A 25527-nucleotide genomic window follows, 5' to 3' on the forward strand; every position below is an offset into this window, starting at 1 on the left:
CCCTTCTGCGAAGTCGTCGGATGGTCAGTGCTCGGCGAGCTGCGTCAACTCATCGCCCAGCACGGCGCGCAGCCTGGCCAGCGCCCGGCTGCAGCGGGTGCGCACGCCGCTGGCGCTCAGTCGCAGCAGCTCGGCGGTCTCCTCGGCGCTGCGGTCCTCCCAGTAGCGCAGCACCAGCACCGCCCGGTCCTGCGGCGGCAGTTCGCGCAGCGCCGCGAGCAGGGTGAGCCGCAGCTCGGGTGCGCCCTCGGGCGCCGCGGCCTCGCTGAAGCCGGCCGTCACCTGCTCGCTGCTGCTGCGCCGCCGCCGGTGCGTCAGGAAGACGTTGACCAGCACGGTCTGCGCGTAGGCGGCCGGGTTGTCGAGCCGGCGCAGCCGCCGCCAGCGGGCGAACATCCGGGCCAGGGCCTCCTGCGCCAGGTCCTCGGCCAGGTGCGCGTCACCGCCCGTCAGCAGGAAGGCCGTTCGGACCAGCTGCGGTCCGCGGGCGGCGGCGAACTCCCGGAAGTCCGGTTGCCGCGGCGCCTCGCCGCTTGATGATGTGCGCTTCATACCCTTACGACGCGCCGGCCGTCAGATCGCGTCCCACCCGGTTCCGGGTGCGTCGCAGTCGGTTGTCGACCGGTCGTGCTGGTGACGGCCCGGAGTGGTGCCGAAGGCGTGCCGGAACGCCTCGATGAAGGCACTGGGGGAGTGGTAGCCGCAGGCGGTCGCGGTGGCCGTGACCGAGCGGCCCTCGGCCAGCAGCACCAGGGCGTGGTGCAGCCGCAGTTGGGCCCGCCACTGCGGGAAGCTCAGGCCCAGCTCGCGGCGGAACAGCCGGCTCAGGGTGCGCTCCCCGGCGCCGACCGCGCGGCCGAGCTCGGCCAGGGTGCGCGGATCGCCGGGGTCGGCGGTGAGCAGCGCGGCCAGGTCGCGCAGCCGGGGATCACGCGGTTGCGGCAGCCCGAGCGGCAGTTCGGGCGCCTGGCGCAGCTGGTCCAGCGCGGCCTGCTCCAGGGTGCGGGCGGGCCGCCCGGTGGGCGCGTCGGGTCCGGTGAGGGCGGCGATCAGCTCGCGCAGCAGCGGGCTGACGGCGAGCACGGCCGGGCCGGCCAGCCGCAGCGGGTTGACCGTCGCCGGGAACACCAGGCAGCGCAACTCGCTCGGCCCGTGCGCCTGATGGGTGTGCGGCACGCCGGCCGGCAGCCAGACCGCGCGGTACGGCGGCACCACCCAGCTGCCCTGCGCCGTGGTCATCCGCAGCACTCCGCGTCCGGGCCAGGCCAGCTGGTTGACGTCGTGGTAGTGCCACTCGACCTGCTCCCGGTCGGCCATCGGGCGCAGTGACGGCCCGGGCGCGTCCCGGTGGGCCCAGTTGTGGCGGGTTGGCGACACAACTGGGCAGGATAACGGAAGCCGGAACACCCTCCGGAGGGCCAGGCTGGCTCCATGACGAGCCGTGAGACCGGTGTCTGGCGCCGGATGCGACTGTGGGGCGCGGCGCATGCCGTCGACGACCTCTACCAGGGCCTGGTGCCCGCCATGGTGCCGTACTTCGTGCTGGAGCGCGGCTGGGGCTATGTGGCGGCCGGCGGACTGACGCTGGCCGCCACGCTCGGCAGCGCGCTGCCGCAACCGCTGATCGGCCTCGCGGTGGACCGCTGGCGGCTGCCCTGGCTGGCGGCGGCCGGGGTGGCGCTGGCCGGGACGGGGGTGGGGCTGTCCGGGCTGGTCAGCGGCTACCCGGTGGTCTGGGCGCTGCTGCTGCTCTCCGGGGTCGGGGTGTCGATGTTCCACCCGGCGGCCGGCAAGGCGGCCCGGCAGGCGGCGGGGGAGAGCACCACCGCGATGAGCGTCTTCGCGGCCGGCGGCAGCGTGGGCTTCTTCCTGGCCCCGGTGCTGGCCACTCCGGCGCTGGCGGCCTGGGGGGTGAAGTCGACCGCGCTCTTCCTGGCGCCGGCGCTGCTGACGGCCGTGCTGCTGCACCGGGCCGGCGGGCGGCGCGCAGTGGCGGCGACCGGGGCGCCCGCCGGGGCCGATGGGACGGACCACTGGGGGCCGTTCCTGGTGCTCACCGGGGTGGCCGTGGTGCGCTCGATGGTCTTCTTCGGGGTCAGCACCTTCATCGAGCTCTACTGGCTGCGTCAGCTGCATGCCTCGCACGCGCTGAGCGGGGCGGCGCTGGCCTGCTTCCTGGCCGGCGGGGTGACCGGGACGCTGGGCGGCGGTCGGCTGGCGGACCGGATCGGCATGGTGCGCACCGCGCAGCTGGGGACGGTGCTGGTCGTGCCGATGCTGTTGGCGCTGCTGCTGGTGCCGGGGCGGTATCTGCCGCTGCTGTTCGCGGTGTTGACCGGGGCGGTGCTCAATCTGCCGTTCGCGGTGATGGTGAAGCTGGGGCAGGACTATCTGCCGAGCCGGCCTGGGACGGCGACCGGGGTGACGCTGGGGCTGGCGGTGAGCGTTGGCGGGCTGGTCGCGCCGCCGCTCGGTCTGGTGGCTCAAGCGGACGGCCCGCGCGGGGTGTTGGCGGTGGTCTGCGCGATGCCGGTGGCCGCTGTGCTGCTCGGGGCGTTCCTGGTGGAGCCGGAGCGGCTCAGGCGGTCGGGGCGGCCGTCATCGGCCGGGTCGGCAGATCCCGGTGCCGGCGGATCGGCGAGCACAGCAGCACCGTCGCGGCCAGCGGTACGGCCGCGCAGCTGAGCCACATCGCCGTGCCGAGGCCGAACGCCTGGGCCAGGCCGCCGCCGAGCAGCGCGCCGATCGGCATGGTGCCGTAGACCACGACGGCGGTGGTGGCGCTGGTGCGGCCGAACATTTCGGCGGGCACGTACCGTTGGATGAAGGTGGCCCGCAGCACATTGCCGGCCACCACGCCGCCGGAGACCGCCAGGCCGCCGACCAGGTAGCAGGCCGCACCGGCGCCCCTGTCGGCGAGCGGGATCAGCAACGCCAGGACGGGCAGCCCGAGTTGGAAGAGCAGCAGGGCCCGCGCGGTGCCGATCGCGGTGCCGGCCCGGCGGGCCACCGCGGCGCCGGCGATGCCGCCGAGGCCGGACAGCGCGATCAGGGTGCCGATCAGGCCCTGCGGCAGCCCGGCGCGGTTCAGCAGGAAGATCACCTGGATCGACTGGTAGGCCGTCAGCGCCAGGTTGGAGAGCCCGCCGTAGGCGAGGATCGAGCGCAGCCAGCTGTCGCCCAGCACCAGCCGCAGCCCTTCGCCGACGTCCTGCCGCAGGCTGCGCCGGTCCGCCGGCGCGGTCCGCCGCTCGGCCTCGTGGATCCGGGCCGTGCAGAGCACCGAGACCAGGAAGGTCACGGTGTTGGCGAACAGGCCGTTCACCGGCCCGAAGAACTGGGCGATGGCACCGGCCGAGCTCCTGCCCGCGAACTGGGCGACCGACGCGCTGCCCTGGATCTTGGCGTTGCCCTCGGCGCGGTCCGGCTCGGCCACCAGGGTGGGCAGCAGGGCGGTGTAGGCGGTCTGGAAGAAGACGGCGCTGACTCCGGCGCAGAAGGCCACCGCCAGCAGCTGGGGGAAGGTCAGCAGGCCGAGCGTGCCGGCCACCGGAATGGTCAGGTAGAGCAGCAGCGAGCAGGCCGCCGCGGCCAGCATCACCGGCCGGCGGCGCAGCCGGTCCACCCAGGCGCCGGCCGGCAGGCCGAGCAGCAGCCAGGGCAGCCAGGCGGCGGCGGTGAGCGAGCTGACCTTGAGCGCGTCGGCGTGCAGCACGACGGTGGCGATCAGCGGTAACGCCAGGTTGGTCACCGAGCTGCCGAACTGGCCGGTCACCTCGCCGGTGTAGAGCAGCCGGAAGTCGCGGTTGCGGCGCAGCAGGCTGCTGCCGGGCGTGCCGACGGTCGGGGCGGTGGTCGGGGCGGCGGTGCGGGTCAGGGTGCGCATCAGGACTCCTCGTCGGTCGCGTGCTCGTCGGTGGCGCTGTCGGGGCCGAACATCGGCAGGGTCTGGAACTGGATCAGCACCGGGCGGGCCTCGGCGGGCCGCGGGGCGTCGGGCTCCGGCGCATGGCGGCGGATCACCGCCAGCAGTTCGGCGCCGAGGGCTCCCAACTGCTCCGGCGTCATCCACACCTCGCCCCAGTCGGACATGTTTCCGGTGCCCACCCACTCGGGCGTGAGCGGTGTGGCCAGGGCCCGGGCGGCGCGCTGGAAGGAGCGCTCCAGGTAGTGGCGCTTGTAGACGTCGAGCGCCTGGGCGGTCGCGGGGTCCACGGTCAGCTCGGCGCTGTTGAAGGTCATCTTCGGCGAGCTGCGCTGCCACCAGCGCTCGCGCTTGGTGCCGCGCTCCTGGTCCTCGTTGATGAATCCGTGCTCGGCCAGCCGGCGCAGGTGCCAGCTGAGCGTTCCGGTGTTCTCCCCGAGGCGTTCGGCGAGCTTGGCGGAGGTGGCCGGCCCCTCGTCGGTCAGCAGGTCCAGGATCCGCATCCGCAGCGGGTGGGCCAGGGCGCGCAGGCTGCGCGGGTCGACGGTACGGGCCTGCGGGGTGGGCTGTTCGTCGTTCATGTCGTCGTTCATGACCACGAAGATATCTTGCAGAGGATTCTCTGCATAGAGCAATCTGCAGAGAATCCTCTGCAACTTTGGAGCCGTGAGCGCGCTGACCCCGATCCGTCACTGGCTCGGCGTACCGTGTCGCTGATGGACGACCCGACGAACGACGAGCACGCCGAAGCCCGCTGGGTGCCCGAGCCGGACAAGCGGCCCGGCCGCACCGCCTTCCAGCGCGACCGCGCCCGGGTGCTGCACTCCGCCGCGCTGCGCCGGCTGGCCGGCACCACCCAGGTGGTCGCCCCGATGCGCAGCGACTTCCCCCGCACCCGGCTCACCCACTCGCTCGAATGCGCCCAGGTGGGGCGGGAGTTGGGGGCGGCCCTGGGCTGCGATCCGGATCTGGTGGAGACCGCCTGCCTCTCCCACGACCTGGGCCACCCGCCGTTCGGACACAACGGTGAGCAAGCGCTTGATCTGGCCGCCGCGGCCTGCGGCGGCTTCGAGGGCAACGCCCAGTCGCTGCGCATCCTCACCCGCCTGGAGCCCAAGCGCTTCGCCCCGCTGGACGAGCCGGCGGCCCGGCTGGCCCCCTGGCCCGGCCGCAGCGTCGGGCTCAACCTGACCCGGGCCGCGCTCGACGCCGCCACCAAGTACCCCTGGCCGCGCGGCGGCCACCCCACCGACCCCGACTCGCCCAAGTTCGGCGTCTACACCGACGACCTGCCGGTCTTCCGCTGGCTGCGCTCCGGCGCCCCGCACGGCCGCAAGTGCTTCGAGGCCATCGTGATGGACTGGTCCGACGACGTGGCCTACTCCACCCACGACGTGGAGGACGGCATCTACGCCGGCCACATCGACCCCGCCGCGCTGTCCAGCCCCGCCGAGCGGGCCGAGCTGTGCAAGGTCGCCGAGCAGTACGCGCCGGGCGCCGAGCCCGAGGAGTTCGCCGCCGCCCTGGACCGCCTGCAGCGCGAGGAGTGGTGGCCGCGCGGCTACGACGGCTCGCCGCGCTCCCGGGCCGGCCTCAAGGACCTCACCAGCCAGCTGATCGGCCGGTTCTGCCTGGCCGCCGAGCAGGCCACCCGGGCCCGCTACGGTCCGGGGCGGCTCACCAGGTACGCGGCCGAGCTGGTGGTGCCGCGCCCGGTGCGGCTGGAGTGCGCCGTCCTCAAGGCGGTCGCGGTGCGCTATGTGATGCAGCGCGTCGAGCAGGCCCAGCTGCGGGCCCGCCAGCGGGTGGTGATCGCGGAGCTGGCCGAGCTGCTGTCCGCAGGCGACCCCGCCGAGCTGGACCCGGTCTTCGCCGCCCAGTACGCCCACGCCGCCGACGACGGCGCCGCGCTGCGCGCCGTGATCGACCAGATCGCCAGCCTCACCGACGCCTCCGCCCTGGCCCTGCACGCCCGCCTGACCGGCACGCCACTCCAGTAAACTTCCCCGAGTGGCCGGGCGGATCAGGGACGAAGACGTACAGCGAGTGCGCGACGCGCTGCCCATCGACGTGATCGTCGGTGACTACGTACAGCTCACCAATGGTGGCGGCGGCCAGCTGAAGGGCGTCTGCCCGTTCCACGACGAGAAGTCCGCCTCCTTCTACGTCAGCCCCAGCAAGGGTGTCTTCCACTGCTTCGGCTGCCAGGAGAGCGGCGACACCATCACCTTCCTGCAGAAGATCGAGCACTTCTCGTTCGCCGAGGCCGTGGAGCGGATGGCCGCCCAGGCGAACATCACGCTGCGCTACGAGGAGGGCGGCTACAACAGCCGCGGCCAGCAGGGTGAGCGCACCCGGCTGGTCGAGGCGCACAAGGTGGCCGCCGCCTACTACCGGGAGCAGCTGGAGGGTCCGGAGGCCGAGATCGGCCGGGCGTTCCTGGCCGAGCGCGGCTTCGACGCCGCCGCGGCCGCCCACTTCGGCGTCGGCTACGCCCCGGCCGGCTGGGAGCACCTGGTGCGCTACCTGCGCGGCAAGGGCTTCACCGACCGGGAGATCCTGCAGGGCGGCCTGGCCTCGCAGGGTCAGCGCGGCGGCCTGATCGACCGGTTCCGGGGCCGCCTGGTCTGGCCGATCCGGGACGTGGCCGGCGAGGTGGTGGGCTTCGGCGCCCGCCGGCTGCGCGAGGACGACAACGGCCCCAAGTACCTCAACACCCCCGAGACGCCGATCTACAAGAAGTCGCACGTCCTCTACGGCATCGACCTGGCCAAGAAGGAGATCGCCAAGTCCGGCCGGGCCGTGGTGGTCGAGGGCTACACCGATGTGATGGCCTGCCACCTCGCCGGTGTCACCACGGCGGTGGCCACCTGCGGTACGGCGTTCGCCGAGGACCACATCAAGATCATCCGCCGGCTGCTGATGGACACCTCGGCCTACCGCGGCGAGACGGTCTTCACCTTCGACGGCGACGCGGCCGGCCAGAAGGCGGCGCTGCGGGCCTTCGAGGACGACCAGAAGTTCGCCGCCCGCACCTCGATCGCGATCAGCCCCGGCGGCATGGACCCGTGCGAACTGCGGCTGGCCCAGGGCGAGGAGGCGGTCCGCGAGCTGATCGCCCACCCGGTGCCGCTGTTCGAGTTCGCGCTGCGCACCACGGTGGCCCGGCACCGGGTGGACGCCGCCGAGGGACGGGCCGCCGCCCTGGAGGAGGCCGCCCCGATCGTCGCCAAGATCAAGGACCCGTCCATCCGGCACGAGTACGCCGTCCAACTGGCCGGCCTGCTGGGCATCCTGGACGAGCAGTTCGTGGTCCGCCGGGTGGCCCAGATCTCCCGCTGGCAGCGGGAGGCGCCGCAGCAGGGGCGCGGGCAGCAGCAGCGCGGCCAGGCGGCCCGCCGGCAGCCCGCCCCGCAGCCGGCCGCCGCGCCCCGGCTGAACCCCCACGACCGGGCCAGTTCCGCGGAGCGCGAGCTGCTGAAGCTCGCGTTGCAGCGGGCCGAGGTGGTCAACCCCTACTTCGACCAGTTCGGCGAGGACGAGTTCACCACCCCCCAGTACGCCGCCGTCCGGCGGGCCGTCGGCAAGGCCGGCGGCACGGTCCACGGGCAGGGCGTGCCGGGTTTCCTCGGCCTGGTCAACGAGGCCGCGGAGAACGACCAGGTCCGCATGGTGATCGCCGAGCTGACCGTGGAACCGCTGCGCCACAAGCTCGTTGACGAGCACTACGCGGGGCAGATCCTGGTGGCGGTCCGGCTGCAGGCGGTGGACCGCCGGCTGGCCGAGGTGCACAGCCACCTCCAGCGGATCGCCAGCCGCTCCACCGCCGAGGAGCTGACGCCGGTGCAGCAGGAGCTCTACGCGCTTCAGCAGTACAAGGAGAGCCTGAAGACGCGCGGCGCCGCCGGCCTGTAGCGCACCGGTGCGGTACCGGTGCGGCCCCGGTGTGGCGCAGCGCATGCTGGAAGGGCCACACTGAAAGGGTCTCAGTCCGTCGCGGTACGGGCCCCAGGGCTCGCGGAGGGTGGGCCCCTTGGAGATCGCCAGACCGGCCGAGGACGTGCTCGACGAGCTGGACGAGCCGCTCGGCGAAGAGTCCGGCCGGCCGTCGGACGAACCGCCGGACGAGGAGCCCGCCGAGCCGCTCGCCGCCCCGCCGGAGGGCACCGGCCCGGCCGCCGACCTGTTCCGCCAGTACCTGCGCGAGATCGGCCGGATCCGGCTGCTCACCGCCGCGGAGGAGGTGGAGCTCGCCCGGCAGGTGGAGGCCGGCCTGTTCGCCGAGGACCACCTGCGCCGCCACGGCCTGCCCGACGGCCAGCTGGCCGACGAGCTCGACCAGCTGGTGGTGCTCGGCCGCACCGCCAAGCGCCGCCTGATCGAGGCCAATCTGCGCCTGGTGGTCTCGGTCGCCAAGCGGTTCACCGGCCGCGGGCTCACCATGCTCGACCTGGTGCAGGAGGGCAACGTCGGGCTGATCCGCGCGGTCGAGAAGTTCGACTTCACCCGCGGCTACAAGTTCTCCACCTACGCCACCTGGTGGATCCGGCAGGCGATGAGCCGGGCCCTCGCCGACCAGGCCCGCACCATCCGGGTGCCGGTGCACGTGGTGGAGCTGATCAACCGGGTGCTGCGGATGCAGCGCAAGCTGCTCCAGGAGCGCGGGGAGGAGCCGACCCCCGCCGAGGTGGCGGTGGTCCTGGAGCTCACCGAGGCCCGGGTCCGGGAGGTGCTGCGGCTGGCCCAGGAGCCGATCTCGCTGCACATCCCGGTCGGCACCGAGGAGGACGTGGCGCTCGGCGACCTGATCGAGGACGCCGACGCCGCCGAGCCCGCCGAGAGCGCGGCCTTCCTGCTGCTGCGCGAGCACCTGGAGGCGGTGCTGGCCACCCTCGGCGAGCGCGAGCGCAAGGTGGTCGAGCTGCGCTACGGGCTGGTCGACGGGCGGGTGCGCACCCTGGAGGAGATCGGTGAGCTCTTCGGCGTGACCCGGGAGCGGATCCGCCAGATCGAGTCCAAGACCCTCGCCAAGCTGCGCGACCACGCCTTCGCCGACCAGCTGCGCGGCTACCTCGACTGACTACGGCACCGTGACCGACTACGGCACCGTGACCGACTACGGCACCGTGACCGACTACGGCACGGTCCAGCGCTGGGCGCCGGTGCCGTTGCAGCTCCAGATCTGGAGCTGGGTGCCGTTGGTGGTGTTGCTGTTCGGCAGATCCAGGCAGAGGCCGGACGGCGGGTTGAGCAGTGAGCCGTCCGAGCGCGGCCACCACTGCTGGGCCCCGGTGCCGTTGCACGGCCACAGGTCCACCAGGGTGCCGGGTGTCGTCCCGCTGCCCGCCGCGTCCATGCAGGCGCCGAGCACCTGGAGGCTGCCGTCCGAGGCCGGCGTCCACTGCTGGGCGCCGGTGCCGTTGCAGTCCCAGACCTGGATCTTGTTGCCCCAGGAGAGCTTGCTCTGGTCGTCGTCCACGCACTTGCCCGCCAGGCCGGTGATCTGGCCGGTAATCGGGCTGGCCGGGCCGGTGTCGAAGGACGGCGGGGCGTCCGCCGGCGAGGTGCCCCAGTTCTGCGGGTCGGTGCTGCTGAGCCCGTAGGCCAGGGTGCCGCCGTTCTGCACGAAGCCCTCGCCCAGCCACGGCTGCTGGGACGGTGAGCCGTTGACCTGCAAGCTGGTCACATAGGGCGTGTTGTCGGCCGCGCCGGGCGCGGTGATGTCGATCGTCACCCCGTTGCCCCGGGTGATCGTGATGCCCGGGAAGAGCGGGCTGGCGAGTGCCAGTTCGGCCCGTCCGGGGATCTCCGGGTACATCCCGAGGGCGGCCCAGACGGCCCAGGCGGACATCTCGCCGAGGTCGTCGTTGCCGGCCTCGCCGGTCGGGCCGTACGAGTACAGCGTGGTCAGCGCCTGGCGGACCACGGCCTCGGTCCGGTCGGGCCGGCCCGCGTAGTCGTAGAGCCAGGGGATGGCCGTCGACGGTTCGTTCGCCAGGTAGGCGCCCGCCGACCACGGGCCCGCGTTCAGGCCGTTGGCGAAGAGCGTGTCCAATCGGGAGACCACCGGGCCCGGGCCGCCCAGCGCGGCGATCAGACCCTTGGGGTTCTGCGGCACCAGCCAGGTGTACTGGGCACCGTCGCCCTCCAGCCACCCGTTCTGCGAGGTCGGGGCGAAGCTCGGAAAGCTGTGGTCGGCGTTGCGCGGTTCGAGGTACAGGTCGTTGTTGTTGAGGATGTCGCGCCAGTACGAGGAGCTGTGCAGCAGCACGTCGTGGATCGCCGTGTCGCCCAGCCGGTCCGCGAGTTGGGAGATCGCGAAGTCGGCGGTGGCGTACTCCAGGGTGGTGGCGCCGCTCCAGCTGTTCGCGGCCGGCACGAAGCCCTCGCTCGCCTCGCTCTGCCAGCCCGGCCGCTCGTTGTCCTTCACGGTGCCCTGCCAGGACTCCCAGAGCAGGTTCCAGTAGTCGAAGTCGGTGGCACCGAAGGCGACCAGGTCGCTGCCGATGATCGGCAGCGGGTCGCCGTTCATCACCCCGGTGTTGCCGTCGGCCAGTGTCCAGCGGTCCAGGTATCCCGCCTGGGCCCCCTGGTTGACGATCGACTGGGCGACGTCCGAGGCCTGCTGCGGGGCCAGGAACGCCAGCAGCTGTGCCTGGGAGCGGTAGATGTCCCAGCCGGAGAAGTCGGCGTACTCGGCGTGCCCCGCTGGGACGGTGTGGAGCTGCCCGTCGAAGCCCGGGTAGCGGCCGTCCGTGTCGCTGAACACGCTCGGGTCCTGGAGGGCGTGGTACAGCGCGCTGTAGAAGGTCACGGTGTCGAAGACGTTCCCGCCCGCCACGGCGATCCGTTGCAGCATGCCGTTCCAGGCTCCCCGGGTCGCCGACGTGACCTGGGCGAAGCTCTCACCTCCCTGCTCCGCCTGGAGGTTGGCGTAGGCGTTGGCCGCGCTGACGAAGGAGATGCCGACCTTCGCCGTGACGGTGGGGTTGGCCGAGGTGTCGAAGGAGACCTGGGCCAGTGACCCGCCGGTGAGGCTGCTGCTCGCGAACGGGCGGTCGAACACCACCGTGAAGAACAGCCGGTAGTGGTTGCCGCTGCCGCAGAAGTTGCCGCTGTCGGTGTAGCCGGCGATCCCGTTGGAGCTGATCGTCACGCTGCCGGTGGCGGCGTTGAAGGCCTTGCCCGCGTCCACGGTGAGCGAGGCGGTCTGGCCGGCCGGGTAGGTGAACTGGGCGGTGCCGGAGCGCTGGGTGACCGCGAGACCGGTTCTGATCCCGTCGTCGAAGGTGACCGAGTAGGTGCCGGGCGAGGCCGACTCGTTGCTGTGCGAGAAGGTCGAGTAGCCGGGTGGGCTGCTGCCGAGGAACGGCAGGAACGGGACGTTTCCGTAGTCCCCGCAGCCCGCGCCGGAGATGTGGGTGAGGCTGAAGCCGCGGATCCGGTTGTCGTTGTAGTCGTAGCCGCCGTTCTGGTAGGTGACGGTGTCCGGGCTCCACTGGATCATGCCCAGCGGTGCGACCGCGCCCGGGAAGGTGTTGCCGCCCCCCGCGCCGTTGCCGTAGTCGGGGGCACCCTGGGCGGTGCCGACGAAGGGGTTGACCCACTGCGCGGGGTCGCTGACGGTGATGTGCCGCGTGGTGGCCGCCGCTTCGGGGGCGCGTTGCAGACCGGCCGCGGCCATCAGGGTGACGCAGGCGGTCAGGGCGATCGCCCCGCGCCGGTGCGGGCGGCGCGGGGGGTCGCCCGGGCCCCGCCGAGTGGCGGGGCCGGACGGGTTGGCGGGACTGCCCGGCCGCCGCACGGGGCGGGGCGGGCACGGGGGCCGATGGGGCCGCAGGTGGCGCGAAATTCCGGGGCGTCGCAAGATACGCAACTGAGCCCACCTCCTGACTTTCCGTCAGTGTTCCCTTGCAGAGGGTGATGACGCAGGAGGTCGTGCATCTGTTCGGGATTTTTTCGGCAGGCGGGTTGACAGGTCGTCAGCTTGCCATTCTTGATGCCCTAGTGGTGGAAGGCGCTCGACGGCTCGATCCCGCGGTTCTGCAACGGCGCCGGCTGGGCCTGCAGTTCGGGCAGCAGCCGCTCCAGGTCGTCGAGCAGCATGTCGGCCAGATCCAGGGTGAACCCGTTGCGGCAGACCACCCGCAGCACCGACAGGTCGGTCCGGTTCTCCGGGAAGGTGTAGGCGGGCACCTGCCAGCCGCGCTCCCGCAGCCGCCGCGAGACGTCGAAGACGTCGAACGAGGTGACGCCGTCGGCCACCGTGAAGGCGAAGACCGGGAGTTGGTCGCCGCGGGTGATCAGCCGGAAGGCGCCCAGCTTCTCGATCCCGGTCGCCAGGTGGCGGGCCACATGGCGGCAGGACTGCTGGACCGCGCGGTAGCCCTCGAAGCCCAGCCGCAGGAACTGGTAGTACTGCGCGACCACTTCGGAGCCGGGCCGGGAGAAGTTCAGCGCGAAGGTCGGCATGTCGCCGCCCAGGTAGTTGACCTTGAAGACCAGCTCCTCGGGCAGCGCCTCGCGGTCCCGCCAGAGCGCCCAGCCGACACCGGGGTAGACCAGGCCGTACTTGTGGCCGGAGGTGTTGATGGAGGCCACCCGGGGCAGCTGGAAGTCCCAGAGCAGGTCGGTGTCCAGGAACGGCGCGACCATGGCGCCGGAGGCGCCGTCCACGTGCACCGGGATGTCCAGGCCGGTGCGCCGCTGCAGCGCGTCCAGTGCGTCGCAGATCTCCTTGATCGGCTCGTAGGAGCCGTCGAAGGTGGAGCCGAGCACGCCCACCACGCCGATGGTGTTCTCATCGCACAGCGCCAGCGCGGAATCGGCGTCCAGGTGGAACCGGTCGCCCTCCATCGGCGCGAGCCGGCACTCCACCTCCCAGAAGTTGCAGAACTTCTCCCAACAGACCTGCACATTGGCGCCCATCACCAGGTTGGGCTTGGCGCCGGCGTCGTAGCGGTCCTGGTTGCGCCGCATCCAGCGGCGCTTGAGCGCCAGCCCGGCCAGCATGCAGGCCTCGCTGGAGCCGGTGGTGGAGCAGCCCACCGCCTGGTCGGGATCGGGCGCGTGCCACAGGTCGGCCAGGATCGCCACGCAGCGCCGCTCCAGCTCGGCGGTCTGCGGGTACTCGTCCTTGTCGATCATGTTCTTGTCGAAGCACTCGGCCATCAGCTTGTCCGCCTCCGCCTCCATCGAGGTGGTGACGAAGGTGGCCAGGTTCAGCTTGGCGTTGCCGTCCAGCATCAGCTCGTCGTGGATCAGCTGGTAGGCGATGTGCGGCGGCAGCGGGACGTTGTGCAGTCGGTGCTTCGGCGGGGCCTGGCGCATCGCGCCGATCGGATCGGCCTCGCCCAGCAACGCGTTGACGGTCAGTCGGTGGTCGGAGCTCGACCCCTTGTGCAGCGCCATTCCTCGGATGCCCTTCGGTGGAAGACCAGCAGGGCCATCCACGCTAGGCCATCTCGGCGATCTCCGGGTGGACTTGATCCCGCACCACGCCGTACTGCTGGCGTACTGCGTTACCGAACGGCTGATCCCGCTCCGGTTCCAGCACCGTCGCCCCCGGCAGCTCCCAGTGCGGCGGTGCGGCGGTGCCGGCCAGCGCCCACGCCGCCTGCCGCGCCGCACCGCGGGCCGCGTGGGCCCCCGGTGGCGGTATCACGACCGTGGTGCCGAAGATCAGCGAGGCGATGTCGCGGACCGCGGGCAGCCGCCCGACCGCGCCGAGCAGGAACACCCGACGGATCGTCACCCCCTTGGCGCGCAGCCGGTCCAGCGCGTCCGCGATGTTGCAGAGCATGCCCTCGACGGCGGCCCTGGCCAGGTGCTCGGGACGCATCGAGTCGGCCCGAAGGCCCGTCAGGGTGCCTGCGGCGTGCGGGAGTCGGGGCGTGCGCTCGCCGTCCAGGTAGGGCAGCAGCACCAGGCCGTAGGCGCCGGGGGTGGAGCGCAGCGCCAGCTCGCTCAGCTGCTCCAAGTCGACGCCGAGCAGCTGAGCGGTGGACCGCAGCACCCCGGCGGCGTTGAGCGTGCCGACCATCGGCAGGTGCCGCCCGGTGGCGTCGGCGAACGAGGAGACGATGCCGGACGGGTCCACCACCGGTTCGTCGTGCACCGCGAAGATCGTCCCGGAGGCCCCCAGTGACACCACCGCGTCCCCGGACTCCAGCCCGAGGCCGAGCGCGGCCGCCATGTTGTCGCCGGTGCCGGCCGAGATCAGCAGCCCCTCGGGGGTGTGCCCGGCCGGCTCGTTGGGCGCCAGCACCTCGGGCAGCCGGGTCAGCTCGTGCCCCAGCGCCAGCTTCACCAGGTCCTGCCGGTACTCGCCGGTGAGCGGCGACCAGTAGCCGGTGCCGGAGGCGTCACCCCGGTCGGTGGTGCGCCGCTGCGGATGGCCGAGCAGCTGCCAGACCAGCCAGTCGTGCGGCAGCAGCACCTCGGCGATCCGGCGGGCGTTGGCCGGCTCGAACTCGGCCAGCCAGCGCAGCTTGGCGATGGTGTACGTGGCGGTCGGCACCGCGCCGATCACCGAGGTCCAGGCGGCCGGGCCGCCGAGCGCGTCCACCAGCTGGGCGGCCGCGCCCGAGGAGCGCGGGTCGGTCCACAGCAGCGCCGGGCGGACCAGCACCCCGCCCGCGTCCAGCCCGATCAGGCTGTGCCGCTGCGCGGAGACGCCGATCGCCCGCACGCTCTCCAGCAGCCCGCCGTGCGCCGCCTCGCCCAGCGAATGCAGCCAGGACTGCGGGTCCGCCTCGGTGCTGCGGGCCCGGGACGCCTCCGACTCCGGGTGCGGAGCCTTGCCGGAGCGCAGCACCTCACCGGTGTCCGCGTCACACGCGACGATCCGGGTGCGAGTGGTCGAGCTGTCGATGCCCGCGACGATGGCCATGCAGGAGATCATGCCGCAGCCGTGGCATCCGGCCCTGGCGCGGCCCGCAAGTGTTGCGCACTCGGTACGCCCCGGTGCTGCCTGGCTCAGCGGCGGACGGTGCCCCAGCTGTCGTCCTCCGGCCGGCGGCGGTTGAAGCAGGCCACCCGGTCGGTGACCGCGTCCGGCAGCCGGTCGCCGACCCGGTCGGTCACCGCGCCCACCGCCTTGCAAGCCGCCAGGCCCGCCGTCCGGCGGGCCCGGTGGGTGGCATCCTGCACCACCGGGTGCTGGGCGACCCGGCGGGCGGCCTCGGCCAGCTGCTCGTAGCGCTGCCGGCCGGCCCGGGCGCCCAGCACGTACCCGGCGGCGGCTCCCACGACGAACGAAAGCTTCATCTTCATCTCTCGGTCTCCACCCTTGTGTCGCGGCAGTTGCCGCGGTGCCCTACCCGTCGCGGCCGCCGGCGAACCCCGGAAGTTACCCGGCGGTTCACCCAGCATCCCGCGCCCTGCGCGCCCGCCGCCAACCGGGGTGCGCCGACCGGCGGGGTGCCCCCTCACCTGCTGAAGCGGGGGAAGCGATTGGCGGACCACCCCCCTGGATGCGCTAATGTATGTCCCGCAGCGAGCACCGAGCGGTGCGCGCGGCGGAACAGACGATCCCGCATAGCTCAATTGGCAGAGCAGCCGGCTGTTAACCGGCAGGTTTTTGGTTCGAGTCCAAATGCGGGAGCTCAGGCAGCCGTCCTGCGGACGCCTGGTTGTGCGATCCCCCATAGCTCAATTGGCAGAGCAGCCGACTGTTAATCGGCAGGTTATTGGTTCGAGTCCAATTGGGGGAGCCACCACGCCGAATGCCCTCCGGCCCGCGCCGGGGGGCATTCGCCGTTCTCCGGCCGGCCGGCTGCCTCCCGCCGGTCGCGCCGAATGCCGGTCACGCCGGCTGGGTGGCCTGCTGGAAGAGCGCGCTGACCCGGTCGTCGAAGCTGACGCTGTAGGAGATGTCCGGGCTGTCCCCGCCCTGCTGGTAGCCGCCGATCACCCCGACCAGCTGCCCGTCGCCGGTCAGCCACGGGCTGCCGCTGGTGCCGTCGGAGAAGCCGGCGCAGTCGAACTCCTCCTGGGTGGCGCTCTGAGAGGTGGTCCGGGCCGAGCAGGTGATCGGCTCCTCGTGGTCCGCCGGGTAGCCGGTGACGGTCACCGGGAGGTCGAAACCGCGGCCGACGGCGATCGGGCTGCCGCCGCCCACCGCGTCCTCGATCTGCCGGCCGTTGTTCGGCTCGACGGTGAGGAACGCGACGTCGTACTCCGGGTCGCCGTCGTCCTGCCAGTGCTGGTCGACGGTCACCTTGGAGACCGCCCAGCTGCCCAGCGGCCCCGAGCCGTTCCGGTAGGCGGGGACGAAGGCCAGCCCCGGCACCGGGCCGTCGCCGGTCTGGTAGACGCAGTGCGCGGCGGTGATCAGCAGATTGCGGCCCGGGCTGTCCACCACGCTGGCCGTGCAGGACCGGGCGTTGCCCTCGTCGGGCAGTTGCAGCACGCCGATCCGATCGTTCACGCCGTTGGAGACGGCGGTCACCGCCGTGACCGTGGGAGCGGGGTGCGGCGGGTCGAGTCCGGCCCCGCAGCCCGCCGTACCGGCCGCCAGTCCGGCCGCGGCAGCGCCGATCGCCACCCGGCCGCGCAGCCGCCGCGCCATCCGTGTTCCACCTCTCGGGCCTGGTGGCGCGCGCCGCGCCCACATGTCTGACCCAAGATCTACCAAATCCGCCCGGTTCTGCGCCAGGCTTGGCAGGGTGCGAACCCATTCGGTGTTTCAGCTGGTCGCACGGTTGTAGAGGGCCTGGACGGCGTCCCCGAAGTAGCTGCTGTACGAGGTGTCGGGGGTGTTCCCGCCCTCCTGGTAGCCGCCGATCACGCCGACCACCGTGCCGGTCCTGGTGCCGGGGTCGAAGCCGGTGACCCAGGGGCTGCCGCTGGTGCCGCCGCTGTAGTCCGGGCAGTCGATCCGCAGCTGGGTGGCGCTCTGCTGGCTGGTGAGGTTCATGCAGGTGATCGGTACGTCCTGGCTGCTGGGGTATCCGGTCAGCCGGACCCGCAGCTGGTAGCCCTTGTTGATGCCGAGCCTGTTGGCGCCCAGCACCTGCTGCACCTGCTTGCCGCCCTGCGGCTCGACGATCGCGAAGGCCACGTCCAGGTCGGGGTTGCCGCCGTTCGCCCAGCTCGGGTCGACGGTGATGGCGCCCAGCGGCCAGACCCCGCTGGGCGCGTCGCCGCCGCGGTAGCCGGGCACGAAGACCAGGTCGGACCGCTGCCCCGCACCCGGGTCGTAGACGCAGTGCGCCGCGGTGACGATCAGGTTCTGGCCCGCGCTGTCCACCACGCTGGCGGTGCAGAAGTGGTCGCCGCCGGTGTCGTGCGTGAAGACCGCGCCGACCAGGCCGTTGTTCGCGGTGGGGGAGGCGGTGCGGGTGGTGCCCTTGCGCTTGTCGAAGGCGGCCAGGAAGCGCTTCCGGTTCCAGCCGCTGTCGCCGTCGGCCACCGAGCTCGCCGGGGCCGTGCCGACCGAAGCCGCGCCGCCGTGCGCGCTGCCGGAGGAGCACCCCGTGACCGCCGCCGGGGTGAGCAGTGCCAGCGCCACCGCGAGCACCGCCTTACGCACCGTCATACGCCTCCTCGCCGGACGCGGGGACCGGGAGCGCGCTCATGGCACGCCCCCGGCGAGCACCACGGCTGATCGACCGGATATGCTGCCCGAGGCGGCCCAGCAGGGCCGTCTGTGCTGCGGTGTACCAGTCACGGTGGTGGCAGGTACACGTGGTGAAGTGGGGCGGTAGCTCAGCCGGTTAGAGCAGGGGACTCATAATCCCTGGGTCGTGGGTTCGAGTCCCACCCGCCCTACTCCGAACGCAGGTCCGGGCCCCGAGAAGGGGTTCTTGGCCAGGCGACACGGCTGGAGAGCCCGACCGAAACTGTAGGGCACGACGAGCCCGCGGCACGGTGCGCAACGCCGAGATTCACCCTACGGCGGACATTCCGATGACCCGGTGCTGACGGGCGACTGGTGAAGCCGGTTCAGGCGGGCCGCTGACGTTGCGCCAGAAGGATGATCTTTCCGTCGCCGGGTTGTATGCGCACAGTGGCGCTGTGTGATCGTTTGTCACATGCGACGTATGGCCCTCTCCGCACTGTTCGCCGCCGCCACCCTGGTCGGGATGGCCGCGGCGCCCGCTCAGGCCGCCTCCGGTCAGGTGGTGGTCTACAGCACCCAGCTCCGACCGCTGGACGTCTACAAGGACCCGCGCGGCTGCATCAAGCTGCCGGTGGACGCGCATGTGCTGGACAACCTGACCGACTCCACCATCACGGTCTACGCCGACCCGTTCTGCACCATCCCGCTCACCGAGAACGCGCTCACCCTCGGGCAGCTCAAGCCCGGGTACGGCACGCACGTCTCGGGAGCGGGCAGCTTCAGGGCCTGACGGGCCGTCGAACGGCGGCCGCCGGGGGATGGCAGGGCTCCGCCGGGCGGAGCCTCCCACCGGTCCGGCGTCGGAGGCGCTGACGCCGGTCCGGGCGCGGCCGACCGAGGGGCGGCGGCGGGACTCCAGGTCCCGTCGCCGCCCCTTCGCGCGCGGCCGGCCCGCTCAGCCGAGCCGGTCCGCCAGCCAGCGGGCGCCGCGCACCAGGGCCGCGCGACGGCGCCCGCGGCGCGAGTTCCCCCGGGCCTGCTGCGGGATGGCGCCCGGCGGCGCGGCGGCCAGCGAGGCCAGCCGGGCGGCGGCGCGGGCCAGGTCGGCGCGCAGGCGGCGGCGCCGGCCCGGGTCGGTGGTGTGCTGCAGGGCCGCGTGCAGCCCTTCTATCTCGGCGACGGCGGCGGCCAGTCGCAGCGAGTCTGCGGAGTTGGCGGACCGGTGGTCCCCCCACGGCATGGTCAGCGCTGTTCCCTTCGATCGGGTCCTTCGTGGTTCCTTGGGACGGGGTCTGGGCGGCTCAGCCGTAGCTGAGGCCGGAGCACGGGTCGGTGTCGGCGGGTCTGATGTTCTGTGTGATGCCGCTCGGCAGCCCGGTCGGCGAGGCACCGGTCGAGGCACCGGCCACGGCACGGGTCGAGCCCTGGGTGGAGGCGGCCGCCGAGCCGGTGGACTGGCTGCCGGAGGGACCGTCGGTCGCCGTGGCGTCGGGCGAGTCGCCGTCGGCGACCGGGCTGCCGGACTCGCTGGGCAGGGTGGCGGCGTAGTCGGCGCCGACGGTGACGGTCAGGGTGGTGACCGACGGACCCGCCACGGCCTGGGCGCCTGGGAAGTACCGGGCCAGCTGTTCGGCGGCCGCCTGCTTGCCCGCCGGGTATTCGACGACCGTGAGGGCGCGCTGGATCCCGTTGGGGTCCGTGCCGACGTCGCGGTAGCCGCGGGCCCGCAGCAACTGCGCCACCTGGGGCGACAGCCCGGGGACGGGGCTGCCGTTCTGCACCACGATCGGCACGGTGAGGTCGCCGGACGGGCCGGCCGTGGGGGCCGCCGTGCTGCCCGGGCGGTCGGCGGCGCGGTCGTTCAGGGTGCGGTCCTGGCGCAGCAGCGTCCACAGCGTGTCGACGTCCGGGTGGATCAGCGCCACCCGTTCTCCCGCGTACTGCCACGGCGCGGTCACGAAGTTCACGTCGGCGAGTTTGATCGACCGCAGTGAGCGGATGAACGAGGCCAGCTTCAGCGGGCTGCCCAGGCCCTGATCGACCGTCAGCGACTTGGTGGCGGCGTCGGCCAGCGGGAGCAGGGCGGTCAGGTCGAAGCCCTTGGCCTGGATCTTCTTGATCAGCGAAGCCAGGAAGGCCTGCTGACGCTTCATCCGGCCGATGTCCGAGCCGTCTCCGAGCCCGTGGCGCGCTCGCACGAAGTCCAGTGCGCTCTGCCCGCTGACCGTCTGCAGGCCCTTCTTCAGGTGGATCCCGAAGCCGTCCACGTCATTGGGCACGCAGACCTGCACGCCGCCGACCGCGCTGGTCATCGCGGCGAAGCCCTTGAAGTCCACCACCACGGTGTGGTGCACCCGCAGTCCGGTCATGGTCTCCACGGTGTTCTGGCTGCACGCCGGGTTGCCGGTCGGGGAGGAGCCCACCGAGAACGCCGAGTTGAACATCTGCTCGTGCTGCGGCTCGGTCCACTTGCCGCCCGGCAGCAGGCAGGGCGGGATGTCCACCAGGGCGTCGCGGGGGATCGAGACGGCCACCGCGTGACGGTGGTCGGCGTAGACGTGCAGCAGGATGGCGGTGTCGGAGTTGCCCGCACCGATGTCGCCGCCGGCCAGGGCGTTGTTGCCGTCGGCCCGGCTGTCCGAGCCGAGCACCAGCACGTTGACCGGGGTATTGCCGGCCCCGCCCGACGGGCCGTCAGGAGGACGGTGCGAGGAGAGGCCGGCGCTGGAGAAGATCGAGAGGTTGCCGTCGAGCCGTTCGTAGAACCAGAAGCCGGCCCCGGCTGTTCCCAGCACCAGGGCAGCCGCGGTCAGCACGGCGACCTTCGCCAGGCGGCGGCGCCGTGGGTGGGCAGCTGACGGTTCAGCACTTAGGCTGGTGGTTTCTACTCCGTCCTGGGCGTGCTGCTCCCCGGGATTGGCCTCGGGATCGGTCATGGGGCTGTCTTTCGTGCGGTTGCCGACAGATCAGTGGGCCGGCGGCTCCTCCGGGGCCAGTCGGGAGGACGGTCCGGCCGAATGATCCGGTTGCACACTTGCGCAATTTAGCAAGTTTTGGGCATGCCGCATACCCCCGACAACCGTGTTGGCGGAGGATGCGGCTATTCGGCGCAGGAAATCAGAACGTGGGAGTGTCGGGCTGCGTGCCGGTTGACGGCATGTCAGGAGTGCCCGGGATCCCCGGCATGCCGGGTACACCGTGAGTACCGGGCCCGCCGGGACCACCGCCAGGGGTGCCGGAGCGGTTCGCGGTGCCGTGCACCGTCGGCGCGCCGTACGGCGGCGGGGTGGGCGCGGCCGGTGCGGTGGGCGCGGCGGCCTCGCGCGGGGTGGCCCGCAGGTACATGGTGTCGTCGTCGCGCGCCTCGCCCTGGCCCGGCACCGTCCCGGCGGCCGGGGTGGCGGGCGTCGCGGCGATGGTCGGCTTGGGCGGCGCGATGACGCCGGAGGACTCCGGCTGCGGCTCCAGCTCGTTCCGCCCGGCGGCGTCGCTCAGCTTCAGCATGATCCCGGTGAGCAGCCAGTTGGCCAGCGTCGACGAACCACCGGCGGCCAGGAACGGCAGCGCCTTGCCGGTCAGCGGGATCAGGCCGCTGACGCCGCCGACCACCACGAAGACCTGCAGCCCCACCGCGCTGGCGAGGCCGGTGGCGAGCAGCTTGCCGAACGGGTCGGAGAGCGCGATCGCGGTCTTCAGCCCGCGCTGCACGAAGAGCCCGTAGACCAGCAGCACGGCCGTGACGCCGGCCAGGCCCAGCTCCTCGCCGACCGTGGTGAAGATGAAGTCGCTGCGGCCGGCGAAGCTGATCAGCCAGGGCCGGCCGCTGCCCAGCCCGGTGCCGGTGAGGTGGCCGGTGCCGAAGCTGAACAGCGCCTCGGCCGGCTGGTTGGAGATCAGCGCCGGGTCGTGGTGCGCCTTGTAGTAGTCCAGCGGGTGCAGCCACGCCACCACGCGGCCGTGCACGTGCGGCTCGATGGAGCCGACCACCGCGGCGCCGCCGACCGCCATCAGCAGGCCGAGGATCGTCCAGCTGGTCCGCTCGGTGGCCACGTAGAGCATCACGATGAAGACGCCGAAGAAGATCAGCGAGGTGCCCAGGTCGCGTTCGAAGATCAGCACCAGCAGGCTGATCACCCAGATCGCCAGCACCGGCCCGAGGTTGCGCATCCGCGGCAGGCTCATGCCCATGACCTTGCGGCCGACCAGCGCCAGCGCGTCCCGGCTCATCATCAGGTAGCCCGCGAAGAAGACGCAGATCGCCAGCTTCACGAACTCGTCCGGCTCCAGCTGCGGCAGGCCCGGGACCTTGATCCAGCGCTTGGCGCCGAAGTCGTCGCCGGGGAAGAAGGCGGGCGCGGCCAGCAGCACCAGCCCGCCGACCATCACGATGTAGACGTAGCGCTGGAAGAACCGGTGGTGCTTGACGAAGGCGATCATCGCCATCGCGATCGGCACCGAGATGAAGAGGAACTGCACCTGCGAGGGCGCGGCCGGGAGCTTCTGGTAGTCGCCCTTGGCGGAGTGGATGATCGCGTAGGACTGGTCCAGCCGGTTGAGCAGCACCAGGCCGAGCCCGTTGAGCAGCACCGCGCAGGGCAGGATCAGCGGGTCCGCGTACCGGGCGTACTTGCGCATCACCAGGTGCGCGCCGAACACCAGCACGGTGAAGGAGACCCCGTAGACCAGCAGCCCCGGCGGCATCTTGTTGTTCATCGCCAGGTCGGCGTCGATGTAGGCGAACAGGCAGATCGCGAGGGCGAAGGCCAACAGCGCCGCCTCGATGTTGCGCCGCCGGTCGGCCCCGCGTTGGCCCTCGGCACGCTGGCTGGCCCGTTGGCTGCCTATCACACGAACTCCCCACCGGCACGGCACACTGGACCGGCGAATTCTCGCATGCCGCGCCGGGTGGCCCCGTCACCGACCCGAGACCAAGGGGCACCGACCCGAGACCAAGGGGGCGTGTACCGCGACCTACGCGCCGGGGGGCGGCGCGGCTAGACTGAGCCGCCGCACAACAGGGAGAGGGGTAGCACGGATGACGGGCTGGAGCAGGCTCGACGACCCCTCGCCACAGCTGCTGCAGCAGGCAGCCGCGTCCTTCGGTCTGCTCGCCTCCACCATGCGGCTGCACATCGTCTGGGTGCTCAGTCAGGGCGAGGCCGACGTCGGCACCCTGGCCGACCGGGTCGGCGGCACCCTGCAGGCGGTCAGCCAGCACCTGGCCAAGCTCAAGCTGGCCGGCATCGTCTCCAACCGCCGCGAGGGCCGCCGCCAGGTCTACGGCGTCGAGGACCCGCAGGTGGCCACCCTGGTCCGGCTGATGGTCGAGAACCTGGACGCCGCCGCGACGCCGCTCGCCGAGGTCCGGCGCCTGCGGAGCAGCGATGGCTGAGCGCGCGGCACACCAGCTCCGGCCGGCCCGCAGCCGACCGGACGACGGTGTGCCCGCGGCGCTCGGCCCGGCCCGACTGAGCCGGCTGCAGGCACTGCGCTCGCTCGACTCCACACCCCGCGGCCTGTCGGAGCAGGAGGCCGAGGACCGCCTCGCCCGGTACGGCGAGAACACCGTGCTCCCGGAGCCCGGGCCCGGCCGGCTCCGCCGGATCCGCACCGCCCTCGCCGACCCCTTCACCGCGCTGCTCACCGGCCTGGCCGCGGTCTGCGCGCTGATCGGCTCCTGGGGCAGCACCGCGATACTGGGCGCCCTGGTGGCCGCCGCCTGCGCGCTGCGGCTCGCCGACGAGCACCGCGCCGCCAGCGCGCTGACCGCGCTGCGGGCGCTGGTGCCGACCACCGCGACGGTGCTGCGCCGGGCCGGCGAGGCGGAGCCGCTGGCCCGCGAACTGCCCATCGAGCAGCTGGTGCCCGGCGACGTGGTCCGGCTCACCGCCGGCGACGCGGTTCCCGCGGACCTGCGGCTGCTGCGCGCCGAAGGGCTGATGCTGGACCAGTCGGCGCTGACCGGCGAGAGCGAGCCGGTGCACCGCGCCGCCGTCGACCTGCCGCCGCCGGCCGCCGCGCCCAGCCCGTTCGAGGAGCCGCACCTCTGCTTCGCCGGCAGCACCGTGATCACCGGCAGCGCCACCGCGCTGGTGCTCGCCACCGGCACCGACACCCGGTTCGGCGCCGCACACCGGCCCGGCCGGGTCCGCCATTCGGGGCGCTCGGCCGTGGAGCGCGGGGTTCGCCGGGCGGCGCGGGCGATGATCATCTTCATGGCCGCCGCCGTCCCGGCCACCGTGGCGGCCGACACCCTGCTGCACGGCTGGAGCGCCTCGCTGCTGCCGTTCGCGGTGGCCGCCGCGGTCGGCCTCACCCCGGAGCTGCTGCCGCTGGTGATCAGTGCGGTGCTGGCCCGGGGGAGTGCGGGGCTGCGCCGGGACGGCCTGGTGGCGCGCCGGCTGCCCGTGATCGGCGAACTGGGCGCGCTCGACGTGCTCTGCCTGGACAAGACCGGCACCCTGACCAGCGGCGAGACCGCGGTGCTCGGCGGCCTCGACCTGGCCGGCGAGCCCGACCAGGAGCCGCTGCGCTGGGCCGCGCTGGCCGCCGAGGCCGCGCTGCTCGCGGGTGACCCCGGGCTGGCCGCACCGCTGGACGAGGCGCTGCTGGTCACCGCGGACCAGGCCGGACTGCTGGACGATCCGGGCCCGGCGGCCGGGGGCACCCCCGTGGTGCTGCCATTCGATCCGGTGCGGCGCTACGCCGGCGCGGTGCTCAGCGTTTGCGACGGCGGGCACCCGCGGCTGCTGGTGGTCAAGGGCGCGCCGGAGGCGGTGCTGGACTGCTGCCCGGGGCTGCCCGAGGAGCAGCGCGCCGCCGCACTGGCCCTGGTCGAGCGGCAGGCCGCCGCCGGGCAGCGGCTGCTCGCGGTGGCGCTGGCCGAGCAGCCGCGCCTGGGCACCGCGGTGGACTTCAGCGGGCTGCGGCTGCTGGGCTTCGTGGCCCTGCGGGACGAACCGCTGGCCGGCGCGGCCGCCGCGCTGGCCGAGCTGTCCGGCGCCGGCGTCGCCCTCACCGTGCTGACGGGTGACCACCCGAGCACCGCGCTGCGGCTGTGCGAGCAGCTCGGGCTGGCCGTGGACCGGGTGGTGGCGGGGAGCGAGCTGGCCGGGCTGACCGAGGCCGAAGTGGCCGCGGCGGCGGCCCGCGGGGCGCTGTTCGCGCGCTGCGACCCGGAGCAGAAGGCCGCCGTGGTGCGGGCGCTGCGCCGGGCCGGACACACCGTGGGGTTCCTCGGCGACGGGGTCAACGACGTGCCGGCGCTGCGGGCGGCGGATGTCGGCTTCACCACCCCGGGGGCCGTCGGCGCCGCCCGCGCCTGGGCGGACGTGCTGCTCGGCGGCACCGACCTGGCCCGGCTCGGCCGGGCGCTGGCGGCCGGCCGGGAGGGGGTCGCCCGGGTCGCCGCCTATCTGCGGATCGCGCTCTCCTGCAACCTGGGCAACGCGATCTCGATGCTGGCCGGCGGGGTGCTGCTGCCGTTCCTGCCGATGCTGCCGGCCCAGGTGCTGCTGCAGAACGTCTGCTTCGACGCGGCGCAGCTCTCGTTCGCGGTCTCGGGGCGCGCCACCGGGCCCGGCAGCCGGCCGGTGCGGCTGCGCTGGGGGGCGCTGGCGGTCTTCGCGGTCGGCTTCGGGCTGCTCAACTCGGTGGCCGACGTGGCGCTCTTCGTGGTGATGCGGCGGGTCACCGGCGGGTTCGCCGGGCCGGACGCGGAGGGCATGTTCCACACCGCCTGGTTCACCGAGAACCTGCTCACCCAGGCGCTGGCCCTGCCGGCGCTGTACGGGCTGACCGGGGCCCGGCTGCGGCCGCCGCGCCCGGTCTGGTGCGCGGCGGCGGCGCTGGCGGTGCTGGGGGTGCTGCTGCCGGAGCTGCCGTTCGGGGCGCACCTGGGCTTCGCGGCACTGCCGGTCGGCGCGGTCGTCCCGCTCGCGCTGGTGGTGCTGGGCTACGGGGTGCTGCTGCTGGCCGCCCGGCGGCTCTGGCGGCTGCTCGCGATCTGGGACGGGCGGCGGCAGCAGGCCGGCTGACG

20 protein-coding genes and 3 tRNA genes are annotated in these 25527 nt (G+C 73.0%); 10 read left to right on the plus strand and 13 right to left on the minus strand.

The window, feature by feature from the left end:
• Positions 1 to 24 precede the first annotated feature (24 nt).
• A complete protein-coding gene (locus P3T35_RS04170; protein ID WP_101380183.1) occupies positions 25 to 552 on the minus strand; it encodes a SigE family RNA polymerase sigma factor in 528 nt (175 codons plus the stop codon).
• Between the two features lie 21 nt (positions 553 to 573).
• Positions 574 to 1377 (minus strand): helix-turn-helix transcriptional regulator, encoded by an 804-nt coding sequence (locus P3T35_RS04175; protein WP_348533395.1) that lies wholly within the window; start codon positions 1375 to 1377, stop codon positions 574 to 576.
• A gap of 54 nt (positions 1378 to 1431) precedes the next feature.
• Between P3T35_RS04175 and P3T35_RS04180 the strand changes: the two genes are divergently transcribed.
• Entirely contained in the window at positions 1432 to 2685 is a 1254-nt protein-coding gene (locus P3T35_RS04180; RefSeq protein WP_101380181.1) for an MFS transporter, read from the plus strand.
• On the opposite strand, the gene P3T35_RS04185 is transcribed toward P3T35_RS04180, so the two are convergent.
• Both P3T35_RS04185 and P3T35_RS04190 read right to left on the minus strand, forming a co-directional pair.
• A complete protein-coding gene (locus P3T35_RS04185; protein WP_101380180.1) occupies positions 2579 to 3886 on the minus strand; it encodes an MFS transporter in 1308 nt (435 codons plus the stop codon). The two genes, P3T35_RS04180 and P3T35_RS04185, sit on opposite strands and share 107 nt — an antisense overlap.
• Entirely contained in the window at positions 3886 to 4518 is a 633-nt protein-coding gene (locus P3T35_RS04190) for a helix-turn-helix domain-containing protein (RefSeq protein WP_280704234.1), read from the minus strand. Before P3T35_RS04190 ends, P3T35_RS04185 begins: the two co-directional genes overlap by 1 nt.
• Before the next feature lie 123 nt (positions 4519 to 4641).
• Here P3T35_RS04190 and P3T35_RS04195 point away from each other — a divergent pair, with 123 nt between their 5' ends.
• From P3T35_RS04195 to P3T35_RS04205, 3 genes are all read left to right on the plus strand, one after another.
• The gene (locus P3T35_RS04195) at positions 4642 to 5925 is read left to right on the plus strand and encodes a deoxyguanosinetriphosphate triphosphohydrolase (protein ID WP_101384987.1); all 1284 of its coding nucleotides are present in this window, start codon (positions 4642 to 4644) and stop codon (positions 5923 to 5925) included.
• A 10-nt stretch (positions 5926 to 5935) separates the two neighbouring features.
• Positions 5936 to 7840, plus strand: a complete 1905-nt coding sequence (gene dnaG, locus P3T35_RS04200) for a DNA primase (RefSeq protein WP_101380178.1) — start codon at positions 5936 to 5938, stop codon at positions 7838 to 7840.
• 157 nt (positions 7841 to 7997) lie between these two features.
• Positions 7998 to 9005: an RNA polymerase sigma factor gene (locus P3T35_RS04205; RefSeq protein WP_280704463.1), complete on the plus strand. Its 1008-nt coding sequence runs from the start codon at positions 7998 to 8000 to the stop codon at positions 9003 to 9005.
• Between the two features lie 54 nt (positions 9006 to 9059).
• Here P3T35_RS04205 and P3T35_RS04210 read toward each other — a convergent pair whose 3' ends face one another.
• The 4 genes from P3T35_RS04210 to P3T35_RS04225 all read right to left on the minus strand — a co-directional run bounded on the left by P3T35_RS04210 (position 9060) and on the right by P3T35_RS04225 (position 15199).
• On the minus strand, positions 9060 to 11729 hold the full coding sequence (locus tag P3T35_RS04210; protein ID WP_101380176.1) for a GH92 family glycosyl hydrolase: 2670 nt from the start codon (positions 11727 to 11729) through the stop codon (positions 9060 to 9062).
• A gap of 200 nt (positions 11730 to 11929) precedes the next feature.
• Complete coding sequence (locus P3T35_RS04215; RefSeq protein WP_101380175.1) at positions 11930 to 13336, minus strand: glutamate decarboxylase; 1407 nt, start codon at positions 13334 to 13336, stop codon at positions 11930 to 11932.
• Between the two features lie 43 nt (positions 13337 to 13379).
• The gene (locus P3T35_RS04220; protein ID WP_101384986.1) at positions 13380 to 14816 is read right to left on the minus strand and encodes an FGGY family carbohydrate kinase; all 1437 of its coding nucleotides are present in this window, start codon (positions 14814 to 14816) and stop codon (positions 13380 to 13382) included.
• 86 nt (positions 14817 to 14902) lie between these two features.
• Positions 14903 to 15199, minus strand: a complete 297-nt coding sequence (locus P3T35_RS04225; protein WP_101380174.1) for a hypothetical protein — start codon at positions 15197 to 15199, stop codon at positions 14903 to 14905.
• A 258-nt stretch (positions 15200 to 15457) separates the two neighbouring features.
• On the opposite strand from P3T35_RS04225, the gene P3T35_RS04230 reads away from it, so the two are divergent.
• Positions 15458 to 15530: transfer RNA gene (locus P3T35_RS04230), tRNA-Asn, on the plus strand.
• A 36-nt stretch (positions 15531 to 15566) separates the two neighbouring features.
• Positions 15567 to 15642 (plus strand) — tRNA-Asn (locus P3T35_RS04235).
• Positions 15643 to 15731: 89 nt separating this feature from the next.
• Here P3T35_RS04235 and P3T35_RS04240 read toward each other — a convergent pair.
• The gene (locus tag P3T35_RS04240) at positions 15732 to 16496 is read right to left on the minus strand and encodes a trypsin-like peptidase domain-containing protein (protein WP_101380173.1); all 765 of its coding nucleotides are present in this window, start codon (positions 16494 to 16496) and stop codon (positions 15732 to 15734) included.
• A 117-nt stretch (positions 16497 to 16613) separates the two neighbouring features.
• The gene (locus P3T35_RS04245; protein ID WP_101380172.1) at positions 16614 to 17465 is read right to left on the minus strand and encodes a hypothetical protein; all 852 of its coding nucleotides are present in this window, start codon (positions 17463 to 17465) and stop codon (positions 16614 to 16616) included.
• Between the two features lie 159 nt (positions 17466 to 17624).
• On the opposite strand from P3T35_RS04245, the gene P3T35_RS04250 reads away from it, so the two are divergent.
• Positions 17625 to 17698: transfer RNA gene (locus tag P3T35_RS04250), tRNA-Ile, on the plus strand.
• Positions 17699 to 17961: 263 nt separating this feature from the next.
• Positions 17962 to 18279, plus strand: a complete 318-nt coding sequence (locus P3T35_RS04255; protein WP_218976670.1) for a hypothetical protein — start codon at positions 17962 to 17964, stop codon at positions 18277 to 18279.
• Positions 18280 to 18444: 165 nt separating this feature from the next.
• On the opposite strand, the gene P3T35_RS04260 is transcribed toward P3T35_RS04255, so the two are convergent.
• The 3 genes from P3T35_RS04260 to P3T35_RS04270 all read right to left on the minus strand — a co-directional run bounded on the left by P3T35_RS04260 (position 18445) and on the right by P3T35_RS04270 (position 22337).
• Entirely contained in the window at positions 18445 to 18729 is a 285-nt protein-coding gene (locus P3T35_RS04260; RefSeq protein WP_101380170.1) for a hypothetical protein, read from the minus strand.
• A gap of 61 nt (positions 18730 to 18790) precedes the next feature.
• A complete protein-coding gene (locus P3T35_RS04265) occupies positions 18791 to 20425 on the minus strand; it encodes an LCP family protein (RefSeq protein WP_101380169.1) in 1635 nt (544 codons plus the stop codon).
• Positions 20426 to 20606: 181 nt separating this feature from the next.
• Positions 20607 to 22337 (minus strand): FtsW/RodA/SpoVE family cell cycle protein, encoded by a 1731-nt coding sequence (locus tag P3T35_RS04270; protein ID WP_280704241.1) that lies wholly within the window; start codon positions 22335 to 22337, stop codon positions 20607 to 20609.
• 187 nt (positions 22338 to 22524) lie between these two features.
• Between P3T35_RS04270 and P3T35_RS04275 the strand changes: the two genes are divergently transcribed.
• Together P3T35_RS04275 and P3T35_RS04280 are read left to right on the plus strand one after the other, a co-directional pair.
• Positions 22525 to 22881: a metalloregulator ArsR/SmtB family transcription factor gene (locus tag P3T35_RS04275; RefSeq protein WP_101380168.1), complete on the plus strand. Its 357-nt coding sequence runs from the start codon at positions 22525 to 22527 to the stop codon at positions 22879 to 22881.
• The gene (locus P3T35_RS04280) at positions 22874 to 25525 is read left to right on the plus strand and encodes an HAD-IC family P-type ATPase (protein ID WP_101380167.1); all 2652 of its coding nucleotides are present in this window, start codon (positions 22874 to 22876) and stop codon (positions 25523 to 25525) included. Before P3T35_RS04275 ends, P3T35_RS04280 begins: the two co-directional genes overlap by 8 nt.
• Positions 25526 to 25527 lie beyond the last annotated feature (2 nt).

Origin of the sequence: Kitasatospora sp. GP30 (assembly GCF_029892145.1) — a bacterium.
Taxonomy (GTDB): domain Bacteria; phylum Actinomycetota; class Actinomycetes; order Streptomycetales; family Streptomycetaceae; genus Kitasatospora; species Kitasatospora acidiphila.